The organism is Arthrobacter sp. MDT1-48-3 (genome assembly GCF_054511015.1).
On the sequence record NZ_JBTNDL010000001.1, the window covers coordinates 613,024 to 624,816 of the forward strand.

The window sequence follows — 11,793 nt, forward strand, 5'->3', positions numbered from 1 at the left end:
AGCCGGTACCGTTGAGAGGTGCATACCAGCCCCGTAGTGAAGGTCGTCGCAGCATGGCTGCTCGCCCTCATGCTCGTCGCGGCAGCCTTCATCGCGGCCGTCGTGATCCTCAACGGACGGCTCTACAGCCCGGAGCACCAGGTGGGCCTGTACCTCGAAGCACTCCGCGACGGTGACGGCGGCAAGGCACTGGGCCTGCTCAACGCGTCAGTACCCGAGGGCTCGAATCCGGCCCTGCTCGAGGGTGACGCGCTCCGCAGGGCCAGTGCTCCGTTCGCCGACGTCGAGGTGGGCGAGGCACGCGACACGGGCGGGGACCGCGTCGAGGTTCCGGTGACCTACACCCTGGACGGCACGGAGTCGACGACGGTCTTCCCGCTCCGGCGCACGGGCACGGAGTGGGGCTTCTTCAACGTGTGGCGGTTCGAGCCGACCGTCCTGCCGACGGTCGAGGTGTCCGCCCTGAACAGCGTCGAAGCCGCGGTGAACGGCATGGATGTGGGCCTTCCCGACGGCAGGGCCGCGCTCGCGTCCTTCTACCCCGCGGTCGTCGACGCCGTGTACGAGGGACGGTACTTCCGGGCGCCGGCGCATTCGGTGACGGTGACGGGCCGGGACGCCCCGCCTCCGCCGCTGGCGCTCGCGACGGAGGCGACGCCGGAACTGACCTCGGCCGTGGACGACCGGCTGCGGGCCTTCCTGGATGACTGCGCGGCCCAGACGGTCTTCCAGCCGACCAACTGCCCGTTCAACTATCCGACGAACGAGCGGTTGGCGGGCGAGATCGCGTGGTCCATCGAGGAGTACCCGACGGCGACGATCACACCGACCGACGGCGGATGGTCGCTGGCACCGCTGCGCGGGTCGGCGCGTATCGAGACGCAGCTGAGGGACTTCTTCTCCGGTGCGGTCCGGGACGTCTCGGAGTCCGTCCCGTTCGATTTCGAGGCCGACCTCCGGGTGATCGGGGACGAGGTCACCGTGACACCCGTCGTCCGCTACTAGGAGAACCGCGCGGACAGCCTCGGCGGCCCGCGCGGTTCTCCTCCGCGTCAGGGGATGAGGTTCTCGGCGCGGTACCGGTCGAAGAGCGCGATGAAGGCGTCGAGCGTCCGCCGGTAGCCGGGGAAGCCGGCGTCACGGCTCTTGCCCATGTCCGTCACCACCTCGATGTCGCGCCCCAGGTCGCTGTCCGTGTGCCACCATGATGCCACGCGGTCCAGGCGCGGCTCCGCGAGCCCGGAGCGCCGCGCGAGCTCCGCCCACTGCTCCTCGCGCCCCGCCATCGCCCGCTCGAGCGGCCGTGGCGACCCGGCATACCCCTCCCAGTCGACGCCGAAGTAGGCCGCGAGCCGGGGCCACATCCAGCGCCAGCGGAACACGTCCCCGTTGACGATGTTGTAGGCCTCGTCGGCGGCTCCGGGCGTCGTCGCGGCCCAGAGCATGTGCTCGGCGAGGAGGCCGGCGTCCGTCATGTCCGTCAGCCCGTTCCACTGGGTCTCCGAGCCGGGGAAGACGAACGGCTCACCCGTCTCCCTGCACAGCGCCGCCTGGGCCGCGAGGGTCAGGCCCATGTTCATCGCGTTGCCGACGGCGTGGCCGATCACGGTGTGCGACCGGTGGACCGACCAGGTGAAGCCCTGCGCGGCGGCCGCCGCGAACAGCTCGTCCTCCTGCGCGTAGTAGAAGTTCGCGACGGGCAGCCGCGGCTCCTCCTCGTGGAACGGGGTGTCGGCCATCTCACCGGCGGCGTAGGCCTCGAAGGGACCGAGGTAGTGCTTGAGGCCGGTCATGAGGGCCACGTGGGCCACGTCCTTGCCGCGCAGGGCGGCCAGGAGGTCGCGCAGCATGCCCGCGTTCACGGCGATGTTCTCCTCCTCGGTGTCCCGCCGGGACCACGCCGTGAAGAATACGTGGCTGGGGTCCACGGGGGCGAGGGCCGCGGACAGGGACTCGGCCGATGTCAGGTCCGCCGACAGCCAGCGCACGCCGCTGCGTTCCGCGCCGGCTGTGCGGGACAGTGCGAGCACCGACCATCCCTCGGCGAGAAGCTGCTCGACGAGCGCGGAGCCGGCGATCCCGGTCGCTCCCACGACGAGTGCCGTCCGCTCTCCCTGCGATGCTGCTGCCGTCCCTGCCATCATCCTGCGCTCCTTCTCGTCGTGTCGCGTCCTGCCCGCGGATGCCTGCCTGCCGCGGACGTCCTGGCCGCCGGCGGAGGCATCGATCGTCGCGGGCTCCGAAGGCGACAAGCCGACCTGCCGAAAAGATATTCCGGCGGCAGCGAGGCGTGGGGGGATTCCCTGCTCCGGCCAGGGTCGGCATCGCCGTGCCGGACACCCGCACGCACCGCACACCCCGCGCCCCCTCGCGCTACGTTCCGGGCCGGGCCGCGGGCGCCGGACACACGAAGGGCACCGGCCGCGGCCGGTGCCCTTCGATGCGACCCGGACCGGCAGGTCAGTCGAGTCCGCGCAGATCCAGCGTCAGGACCGTGTCGCCGTCGGCCGTCACCGAGACCGGGATGCCCCAGTCCTGCTGGTAGAGATGGCACGCCGCGTGGTCGGGGATCTCGCCGCCCGGCTCGCCGTCGCAGGACGCCGCGCGTGCCGTGATGTGCAGGACGCCGTCGCCCGCGTCCGGTGAGAGGACGAGCTCGCGCGTCAGTCCGGTGGACGTGCCGCCGCCCGAGACGAGGAGCGACTCCGGCGAGGCGCTGATCTTGAGCTGCGTGGGATCGCCCCAGCGGTCGTCGAGCTTCTGGCCCGTGGGCGCGGTGAAGCGCACCGTGAGGGCCACGGGGCCGGCCGCCATCGGCGTCTTCGGGCGCTGGGTCTGTGACGCTCCCTCGTCGACGGCCAGCGCCTCCTTGGGCAGCGGCACCCGGACGAGCTGGTGCCGGTTGGTCTCGACGACGATCAGCAGGGGGTCCCCGCCGTCGGCCACCGGCGTCATGTCGACCAGGACGTCGGACGGCTCGGCGAGGCCGCGCAGCAGCGTGGACACCTGGCGCGTGACCGGATCGTACCGGCGGACCGCGCCGTTGTAGGTGTCCGCGATGGCGATCGATCCGTCCGGCAGTGCCGTGACGCCCAGCGGATGCTGCAGGCGTGCCTGCTCGGCGTCGCCGTCCCGGAAGCCGAAGTCGAACAGTCCGGTCCCCACGGCGGTCTGGACCTGGACCCCGCGGCGTCCGTTCACTTCGACGAAGGACAGGAGGCGTACCGAGGAGGTCTCCGAGTCGGCGATCCAGATGGTGCCGTTGGCGTCCTCGGCGAGGCCGGAGGACTGGGCGAACCAGGCGGCCGAGGCGTCGCCGTCGAGCAGTCCCTCGAGGCCGGTGCCGGCCAGGACCTCGACGGCGTGCGTGCGGGGGTCGTAGCTGAAGATCTGGTGGGTACCGGCCATGGCGATGACCACTCGGTCCAGGACCGACGAGTACAGCACGTCCCACGGCGAGGACAGCGAGAGATTCAGGGCATCGGTGCCGAGCTGCGTCTCGGTGAGCCGGGGCGTCTCGCTGGGGGCACCGATCTCGTGGGAGTTCTCCTGCGGCCCGGTCTTGGTGTGGTTGCCGGCGTCGAGCAGTCGCTGCGTCCCGTTGCCCGCGAGGGTGCGCACCTCCCCCGTGGCGAGGTCCACGCCGCGCAGGCGGTGGTTCACGGAGTCGGCGACGACGACGTCGTACCCGACCTCGGCGGCCAGTTCCGCCGGCAGCAGCGCGACGCCCTGGGGCTCGTTGAACTCGGCCTCGTCCGCTCCGCCGTCACGGAAGCCCTTGGTGCCCGAGCCGATGGTGCGCCGCACGGTGACGAGGTCCGCTTCGAGTTCCACGAGCCGGTGGTGCCCGGTGTCACCGGCGAGGAAGGTGCCGGTGGCGGGCAGCGCGAGGAGCTTGCCGGGAAACTTCAGGTCGCCCGCGGTGCTCTCGGCCGGGACGTACGGGCCGTCCCCGCGGTGCAGGGTCCCCTTGGCCTCGTGCTCGGCGACGAGCTCCTCGACGAGCGAGGTGAGCCCTGCGGCGTGGCCCTCGCCGGAGAGGTGCGCCACGATGTACCCCTCGGGATCGATCACCACGAGCGTGGGCCAGGCCCGCGCCGTGTAGGCCTGCCAGGTGGTGAGCTCGGGGTCGTCGAGGACGGGGTGGTGGATGTCGTACCGCTCGACGGCGGCGGCGAGAGCCACCGGGTCGGCCTCGTGCTCGAACTTCGGCGAGTGCACGCCCACGGTGACGAGGACGTCCGAGTACTGCTCCTCGAGGGGACGCAGTTCGTCGAGGACGTGCAGGCAGTTGATGCAGCAGAACGTCCAGAAGTCGAGGATCACGATCTTCCCGCGGAGATCCTCGAGCTGCAGCTGCCTACCGCCGGTGTTGAGCCAGTTACGGCCGGTCAGGGCTGAGCCGCGCACGCGGTAGTTCACTCGGGCGCGGACGGTGGTCTCGGTCATTCATCGTCTCCTGCTGTGGTGGTCACCCGCGTCGCGCCCTGGGAGCCCGGACGGGGTCCGACGTCGCGCGCGGCGAGGTCGGCGAACATGTTGTTGTAAGCCGTGAGATCGGCGTCGTTATTCCTGTCCGCCGCGCGGTCCTTGCGCTTCGTCTCGCGCGCGTCCGAGCGGGACCACATGATGGCCACGCCGATCGCGAGCAGGAGCGTGGGCAGTTCCCCCACACCCCAGGTCACGGCGCCGCCCACCTGCTGGTCCGCGAGGGCGGACGCACCCCAGTCGCGGCCCATGTTGCCGAACCAGGAGGCCTCGAGCAGCGACGTCGAGCCCATGAGCGTGACGCCGAAGAAGGCGTGGAAGGCCATGGTCGCGAAGAGCAGCAGGATCCGCATCGGGTACGGGGCGCGCAGCGGAACGGGATCGGAGCCGATCATCGAGAGCACGAAGACGTAGCCGGTGAGGAGGAAGTGCGTGATCATCAGCTCGTGGCCCACGTGCTCGCGGAGGGCGAAGCCGAAGAGCGGCGAGTAGTAGAAGACGATGATCGAGGCCACGAAGTTGCCCGCGGCGACGAGGGGGTGCGTGATGATCCTCGACGGCAAGGAGTGCACGATCACCAGGATCCACTCCCGCAGCCCCCGCGTGCCGTCGCGGCGTGCCCCCAGTGCCTTGAGCGCGAGGGTCACGGGCGCGCCCAGCACCAGGAACAGCGGCACCACCATGGTGAGTGCCATGTGGTCGATCATGTGGGCGCTGAAGAGCACCATCCCGTAGATGGCCGGCGCACCGGACGTGAAGTAGGTCAGCAGGGCCAGGCCCACGAGCCAGCTGAGGAGCCTGGGCACGGACCAGGAGTCCCCGCGGCGATGGAGTTTCACCATGCCGAGGACGTAGGCGACCCCGAAGGTCAGCGCGACGGTGATCCACAGCCAGTCGGGCCGCCACTCGGTGAGCCAGCGGGCGGCGGTGGGCTCGGGCGGCAGGTCGTAGCCGGTCAGGACGCGGGCCGGGCCGGCCTCGGTGGGCAGTTCCTCCGCACGGGGCGGGGCCGTGCGTCCGAGTGCCCCGGCCACACCGGAGACCGCTCCCATGAGGACGAGCTCGACGGCGATCAGCTGCCACAGCACGCGGCGCGCGGAGAGCTTCGACCCGGTGGTGGCCGCAGGATCCCCGAGCTGCGGGATGATCCATTGCCGGTGCATCCAGCCGATGCCGCCGAGGAGCAGCGTGGCGATCGTCTTGAACGTGACCAGCAGCCCCCACTGGGAACTGAGCTGGGCGAGGTCGGTGATGCGGAGGCCGGCGTTCACGACGCCCGAGCCCACCACGAGGACGAACGCGAAGCCGGCCAAGGCGGAGAAGCGTTTGAGGACCGGGAGCGCCTGGTCCCCCAGCTTCCCGCTGACGACGGCGAGGGAGATGATGCCACCCACCCACAGGCAGACACCGACGAGGTGCAGGGCGATCGAGTTCACCGCCGCGTTGTGGTCGTCGCCGCTGGCCGAGTGGCCGATCAGCGCCATGGGCAGCAGGTTCAGGAGTGCGAACACCAGGGTGAGTGCCAGTCCGGTCTGCGAGCGGACCCCGAACAGGATCGTGGCCAGCACGGCCGAGACGATGGAGGTGACCAGCCAGGCGCGGCCGGTGGAGAAGTCGGTGAGGAACGCCGCGAGCCCCTGCGTGTACGCGGGGTCGGTGCTGAGCGGCAGGCCTGCGGCATCGGAGTAGGTGAAGACCATGACGCCCAGCGCGCCGAGCGTCCAGGCGACGGCGGAGACGGAGGCCAGGAGCAGAACGCGGGCGAAGGCAGGATGCTCGGCCGCGTCGGCCTTCGGTCTGCGGCCGTTGGCGCCGACCGTGCGCGGCAGCATGATGACCGCGAAGACGAGGGCGCCGATGGTGCCCGCGGCTGCGGTGTTGTTCAGCACCTTGGCGACGGGCAGTCCCCAGCGCGTCAGGGCGCCGGGGTCGCCGAGCTGCCGGGCAGCGGCCGCTCCCGAGTAGAACAGGGCGATGACGAGTGCCGCGAGGACGACGACACCCGCGAGGGTCAGCCAACCGGCTCCGAGCGCACGCTCCACGGGGGCGCTGGCGGACTTCTCGCGCGGTTGCCTACCGGTCGTCGTCATATACACCATTCTCTACCCGCAGTAGAAATAGGGCCAATCCTCCGTCCGGTGTCGTTAACGACGGAGGGCCGCTGCCGTCGTGGCAGCGGCCCTCCAGTACGTGGACTACTTGGCGGAAGCCTTGAGCTTCGAGCCTGCGGTCAGCTTGACGCTGTGGCCCGCGGCGATCTGGATGGTCTCACCGGTCTGGGGGTTGCGTCCGGTGCGTGCTGCACGGCTGGTGCGCTCGACGGCGAGCCATCCGGGGATGGTGATCTTCTCGTCCTTGGCGATGGACTCGGCGAAGACATCGAACAGCGCGTCAAGAACGCTGTTCACCGACGCCTGGCTGGTGTCAGCCTTCGCTGCTACCTCGGCAACAAGTTCACTACGGTTTTTAGCCATTTTGGGTCCTCCTGGACGTCACTCTTCTGAACGAGCTCTTCACGGTATTCGAAGAGCCTCTGTCCGAAAACCTATCAGCTCGGGCGCCCCGCCCCGCGTGTTTTCGCGGCTTTTCGGCTTAAACACAGCCTTTTCGGCCCTCTTTCGGGCCCGGCGGGACCGCTTCCGGGAGAAAGGAAAAGCCGGCGACCCGAAGGTCGCCGGCTTCCCGGGTCACCGCGCGGGGCGGTGGATGATGCTGTCGGGGCAGGACGCCCCGGGCGCTGCTACCAGCTCGACTTGGTCACGCCGGGCAGTTCGCCCTTGTGAGCCATGTCGCGGAAGCGGACACGTGAGATGCCGAACTTCTGGAGGGTGCCACGGGGGCGCCCGTCGATCTGGTCGCGGTTGCGCAGGCGCACCGGCGAGGCGTTGCGGGGAAGCTTCTGCAGGCCGAGGCGTGCCGCTTCGCGTGCTTCGTCGGTGGCGTTCTCGTCGACGAGGGTCTTCTTGAGCTCGAGGCGCTTGGCCGCGTAGCGCTCGACGATGACCTTGCGCTGCTCGTTGCGAGCAATCTTTGACTTCTTGGCCATGGTTTAGCGCTCCTCTCGGAATTCGACGTGCTTGCGGATCTTGGGGTCGTACTTCATCAGGACCATGCGGTCCGGATCGTTACGACGGTTCTTGCGCGTCACGTAGGTGTAGCCCGTCCCTGCGGTGGACTTCAGCTTGATGATCGGACGTACGTCCTTGTCCTTTGCCATTAGAGCTTCACTCCCCTCGCGAGGATCGACGCGACGACAGCGTCGATGCCGCGGACGTCGATCGTCTTGATGCCGCGGGCGGAGACCTGCAGCGTCACGTTGCGGCGCAGGGAAGGCACGTAGTAGCGCTTCTTCTGAATGTTGGGGTCGAACCGGCGCTTGTTGCGGCGGTGCGAGTGCGAAATGCTGTGTCCAAAGCCGGGCTCGGCTCCGGTCACTTGGCAGTGGGCTGCCATAACTCTCCTCCAGATTAGATGAACGTGACGGAATCACTTGTGGGGCGTCCCGCCACCAGTAATGACACCGTTATTACTGCAGCTTTCCGGAGGTTGGCCTGGCAGGGTGAGAACCTGCCGAAGCGCCTCGCCGCGGGGAAGACGGTGAAGATCGGGCGGCACGGCCTCTCGGCCGGCGCAGCCCTACATTCCAGGTAGTCGCGGGTAGCCGGACGGACTCCGCCCCGTCCGTGGACGGGTCGGCGTCAGCCACAGCCAAACGCCCTACCATACTACCGGCAGGATCAGGCCTGGCCAAAACGGGTCAGTCGCCGAGCTGCCCGGTCCGGTCGACGACGGCGGGATCCTCGGGAGCGGTCCCGGCGTAGTCGCCGGAGAGGTCCGCATCCGAATCGACGATCGCGTACCGGAGGTGGGTGCCGCTGCGCAGTCGGACCCGGTTCAGCAGGACGGAGTCCTCGACCACGGCGCCTGCTTCGACCGTCGCCCCCGAACCGATCACGCTCCGGCGGACCGTCCCGTGCACGGTGGCGCCGGGTGCCACGAGCGAGTTGCTGACGACGGCGCCCTCGCCGATGAACGCCGGGACCAGCTGCGGCGGTTCCGTGAGGAGGGGCCATTCCGGGTCCGCGAGCTCCAGCCCCTTGCCGTCCACCAGATCGAGGTGGGCGCGCAGGTAGTTGGCGGGCGTCCCGAGGTCGCGCCAGTATCCGTCGAGCCTGTGCTCCACGACGGACCCCTGCTCCACGAGGTGGGGCACCAGATGGTGGCCGTAGTCGCCGAGGCCGTCGTGGCTGTCCTGCAGGTGCTCCAGCGACTCCAGCAGGGTTCCGGCCGTGTACAGGAAGACCTCGGCGGTGACGATGTCCGACTGCGGCTCCTCGGGTTTGTAGGCGAAGCCGGTCACCCTGCCGCCGTCGCCCACGGTCACGACCCCGTGGTGGGAGGCGTCGCCGTCGAAGTCGACGGTGACCATCGTCAGTGCGGCTCCCGTCCGGAGGTGCGTGTCGACGACGTCGCGGTAGTCGAGCCGGTACAGGTGGTCGGAGCTGAGCACGAGGACCAGGTCCGGCGCGAAGTCCCGGATGAAGGACGCCTGGCGGAGCAGGCCGTCGGCGTTGCCCTCGGCGAACCCCTCACCCTCGTGGCCGCTGAACGGGGGCAGCACGAGCAGCCCGCCGCGCGTGCGGTCGAGATCCCACGGCCGTCCGTTGCGGAGGTGGTCGTTGATGGTCTTGGGCTGGTACTGCTCCATGATCCACACGTCGGAGATCCCGCTGTGGTGCAGGTTCGACAGGGAGACGTCGATCAGGCGGAAGCTGCCGCCGAGCGGCATGGCCGGTTTCGCGCGGTGGTCGGTGAGGGCACCGAGGCGCCCACCCGCCCCTCCTGCCAGCACGATCGCGAGGATGCGGGGCTGACGCCGGAACTGTGCCTGCTGGTCCATCTGCCGTCCTGTCCGCGCCGGGTCACTGCCCGGTGCTGTGTGCTTCGTGGTGCCCGGGCGCAGCTCCCGCGCCGGCGGTCGGGTCCCCGGCGAGCGCGGCCTCGACAGCCGGCTCACCGTCGGACAGGATCCAGTGCGCGCCGTCCATGCCCCGGAGGATCTTCCGGCCCACCCGCTCGAGGTCGGCGACGTCCCGGGCGTCCAGCGCATCGAAGACCGTGGAGCGGACCTGTGCGACATGGGCCACCGCGAGACCGGCCAGCATCTCGAGTCCTGCGGGAGTCAGGGACGCGGTGGTGACGCGGCCGTCGGAGTCGGACGGCAGCCGGGCCACCCACCCGCGTCCCTCGAGCTTCTTGACCACGTGGCTGAGCCGCGAGAGCGACGCCGTCGAGCGGGCGGCGAGCTCACTCATCGGCAGGCTCCGCCCCTCCGACTCGGAGAGCATCGCGAGGACGTGGTAGTCGAACAGGGTGATCCGGGCCTCCCGGAACAGGTGGGCGTCGAGCGTCGCGGGGAGCAGCGACGTCAGCGCATAGAGGGCCAGCCATGCCCGCCGCTCGTCGGGTGTGAGCCAGTGCGCCGCCATCCGCTCATTCTGGCATACCGCTCCGGCGGGTACCGGGCGGGGGCGGGGAGCCACCCGACGGTTGCGGGGGACGGCGCCGAGTGCCATTCTCGACGATCCTCCCTGCACTGCGGCTCCGGTCCCTCCCCGGTCCGGGCACCTTGCGCTGCTCTGGTCCGGGACGGAGATGGACAGTAGGCTTACCGTATCGGTCGGCGGCCCACCGGCCACACCCTGGAGGAGAACCCGATGCCCCGAGACTCTCGTGCCGTGTCCATCGCCCTCGGCGCTGCACTGGCCCTCGCCCTGCTCACCGGGTGCACCGACGGCACCACGCAGCCGCCGGCCAACGCGCCCACCGGAACGGCCAGTGCGGACGAGCCGGCTCCGGTGACACCCGAGGGTACGGGGAGCCCGTCCACTGCCGCCCCGACCGGGTCCGGCAGCCCCGCGAGCTCCGGCGCCCCGTCGGCATCGACGGCGACGGCGTCCGCGACGGACGCGCCGGTCAGCCTCAGCCGGGGTGACGAGCGCACGATCGGGACACCCGGTACCACCGTCAGCATCAGCTGCAGCGGCGGCGGCGACATCGACATCGAAACCGACGGCACCACGATCGACATCACCGGCGGATGCGAGGACATCGACATCGACGGCGACGACAACACCATCACCGGCGAATCCGCCGAGGCCCTCGACGTCGAGGGGGACGGCAACACGGCCACCCTGACGAGCGTGCCCGACGTCGACGTCGACGGTCGGACGAACGTCGTCACGGTCGACGACACCCGGGACATCGACGTCGACGGTGAGGACAACACCGTCACCTACAGCACCGGCGACCCCGCGGTCGACACCGAGGGCAGCAACTCCGTCGCCGCCCGCTAGACGCCGCGACGGCGGTACGGACCAGCCAGGCGGTGTGGATCATCCATCTGCCGCGCTCCGACGGCCGCGCACCTGCGACGGCCCGGCCGGAGCGCGGACCGTCAGGCGGGAACGGACGCCCAGTGCGGGTGGACCGGCACCGGATACTTCGGTGCGAGATCGTCGCCCGAGGAGACTCCGCGCAACCGCCTGCCCACCCAGGGCGTCAGGTATTCCCGCGCCCACTGCGCGTCGGCCTTCAACTGCTCCACGCGCCGGAGGACGGGACGTGCCTCCAGTTCCGGCAGGTCGATGGCGTGCGAGGCCTCCATGGCCTCCAGCACCCGGGCGGCCATGAGGGTGTGCCCTGCGGTGGACATGTGCATGCGGTCGACGTCCCAGTAGCTCCAGTCCTGGAACTCGCGCAGGCGCCAGTAGTCGACGACCGTCGCGCCCCGCGTGTCGGCGATCTCACGCACCCACTCGTTGTAGACGGCGGTGCGTCCCCGGGTCGTGCCGAAGACAGCGGACCCCGAGGCATCGAATCCGGTGAACAGCACGACGGCCGCACCGGCCTCGCGAAGCCGGCCGATCCCTTCGTCGTAGTGGCCCATGAGCCGGTCGATGTCGACCCGTGGCCGCAGGATGTCATTGGCGCCCGCATAGAGGGTGACGAGCGTCGGCTCGAGAGCCAGGGCGCCGTCGATCTGCTCGTCGAGGATCTGGCGCATCTTCTTGCCGCGGATGGCGAGGTTCGCGTACCCCCAGGACCTGTCGGCGAGGACGAGCTGCTCCGCGACGCGGTCCGCCCAGCCACGGACGCCGTTGGGTGACGCCGGATCCCAGTCACCCACCCCTTCGGTGAAGGAGTCGCCGAGTGCCACGTACCGCTGGGAGAAGTTCACCGTCAAAGATTACCCTCGGCACCCGGGTCCGTCGGGATAAGCTCGACGGACCCGCCCGTTGACTC

At 70.0% G+C, this 11,793-nt stretch carries 13 protein-coding genes; 3 read left to right on the plus strand and 10 right to left on the minus strand.

Features of this window, described 5'->3' with window-relative positions; translation table 11 throughout:
- The first annotated feature begins 18 nt into the window (after positions 1-18).
- The gene (locus ACX80L_RS02970) at positions 19-1,005 is read left to right on the plus strand and encodes a hypothetical protein (protein ID WP_459267997.1); all 987 of its coding nucleotides are present in this window, start codon (positions 19-21) and stop codon (positions 1,003-1,005) included.
- A 47-nt stretch (positions 1,006-1,052) separates the two neighbouring features.
- Here the strand turns inward: ACX80L_RS02970 and ACX80L_RS02975 are convergent, their stop codons facing one another.
- The 7 genes from ACX80L_RS02975 to rpmB form a co-directional block, all read right to left on the minus strand.
- Positions 1,053-2,144, minus strand: coding sequence for an SDR family oxidoreductase (locus tag ACX80L_RS02975; RefSeq protein ID WP_459288076.1), 1,092 nt, complete (start codon positions 2,142-2,144; stop codon positions 1,053-1,055).
- 316 nt (positions 2,145-2,460) lie between these two features.
- Positions 2,461-4,449 carry an NHL domain-containing thioredoxin family protein gene (locus tag ACX80L_RS02980; protein ID WP_459287571.1) on the minus strand — a complete coding sequence of 663 codons (1,989 nt, stop codon included), beginning with the start codon at positions 4,447-4,449 and terminating at the stop codon, positions 2,461-2,463.
- Positions 4,446-6,578, minus strand: coding sequence for a cytochrome c oxidase assembly protein (locus ACX80L_RS02985; RefSeq protein WP_459287573.1), 2,133 nt, complete (start codon positions 6,576-6,578; stop codon positions 4,446-4,448). The genes ACX80L_RS02980 and ACX80L_RS02985 overlap by 4 nt, the downstream gene beginning before the upstream one ends.
- A 105-nt stretch (positions 6,579-6,683) precedes the next feature.
- The gene (locus tag ACX80L_RS02990) at positions 6,684-6,962 is read right to left on the minus strand and encodes an HU family DNA-binding protein (protein WP_087074140.1); all 279 of its coding nucleotides are present in this window, start codon (positions 6,960-6,962) and stop codon (positions 6,684-6,686) included.
- A 266-nt stretch (positions 6,963-7,228) separates the two neighbouring features.
- Positions 7,229-7,534, minus strand: coding sequence for a 30S ribosomal protein S14 (rpsN, locus tag ACX80L_RS02995; protein WP_133081339.1), 306 nt, complete (start codon positions 7,532-7,534; stop codon positions 7,229-7,231).
- A 3-nt stretch (positions 7,535-7,537) separates the two neighbouring features.
- The gene (gene rpmG, locus ACX80L_RS03000; RefSeq protein ID WP_019481734.1) at positions 7,538-7,705 is read right to left on the minus strand and encodes a 50S ribosomal protein L33; all 168 of its coding nucleotides are present in this window, start codon (positions 7,703-7,705) and stop codon (positions 7,538-7,540) included.
- Positions 7,705-7,941: a 50S ribosomal protein L28 gene (rpmB, locus tag ACX80L_RS03005; RefSeq protein WP_043441573.1), complete on the minus strand. Its 237-nt coding sequence runs from the start codon at positions 7,939-7,941 to the stop codon at positions 7,705-7,707. The genes rpmG and rpmB overlap by 1 nt, the downstream gene beginning before the upstream one ends.
- Before the next feature lie 24 nt (positions 7,942-7,965).
- Here rpmB and ACX80L_RS03010 point away from each other — a divergent pair, with 24 nt between their 5' ends.
- The gene (locus ACX80L_RS03010; RefSeq protein ID WP_208739395.1) at positions 7,966-8,139 is read left to right on the plus strand and encodes a hypothetical protein; all 174 of its coding nucleotides are present in this window, start codon (positions 7,966-7,968) and stop codon (positions 8,137-8,139) included.
- 106 nt (positions 8,140-8,245) lie between these two features.
- Here ACX80L_RS03010 and ACX80L_RS03015 read toward each other — a convergent pair whose 3' ends face one another.
- Both ACX80L_RS03015 and ACX80L_RS03020 read right to left on the minus strand, forming a co-directional pair.
- Positions 8,246-9,388, minus strand: coding sequence for a glucose-1-phosphate adenylyltransferase family protein (locus ACX80L_RS03015; protein WP_459287575.1), 1,143 nt, complete (start codon positions 9,386-9,388; stop codon positions 8,246-8,248).
- A 22-nt stretch (positions 9,389-9,410) separates the two neighbouring features.
- Positions 9,411-9,977, minus strand: a complete 567-nt coding sequence (locus ACX80L_RS03020; protein ID WP_133081341.1) for a MarR family winged helix-turn-helix transcriptional regulator — start codon at positions 9,975-9,977, stop codon at positions 9,411-9,413.
- Positions 9,978-10,205: 228 nt separating this feature from the next.
- Between ACX80L_RS03020 and ACX80L_RS03025 the strand changes: the two genes are divergently transcribed.
- The gene (locus ACX80L_RS03025; RefSeq protein ID WP_459267993.1) at positions 10,206-10,844 is read left to right on the plus strand and encodes a DUF3060 domain-containing protein; all 639 of its coding nucleotides are present in this window, start codon (positions 10,206-10,208) and stop codon (positions 10,842-10,844) included.
- Between the two features lie 101 nt (positions 10,845-10,945).
- Here ACX80L_RS03025 and ACX80L_RS03030 read toward each other — a convergent pair whose 3' ends face one another.
- On the minus strand, positions 10,946-11,728 hold the full coding sequence (locus ACX80L_RS03030; protein WP_133081343.1) for an SGNH/GDSL hydrolase family protein: 783 nt from the start codon (positions 11,726-11,728) through the stop codon (positions 10,946-10,948).
- Positions 11,729-11,793: the final 65 nt, after the last annotated feature.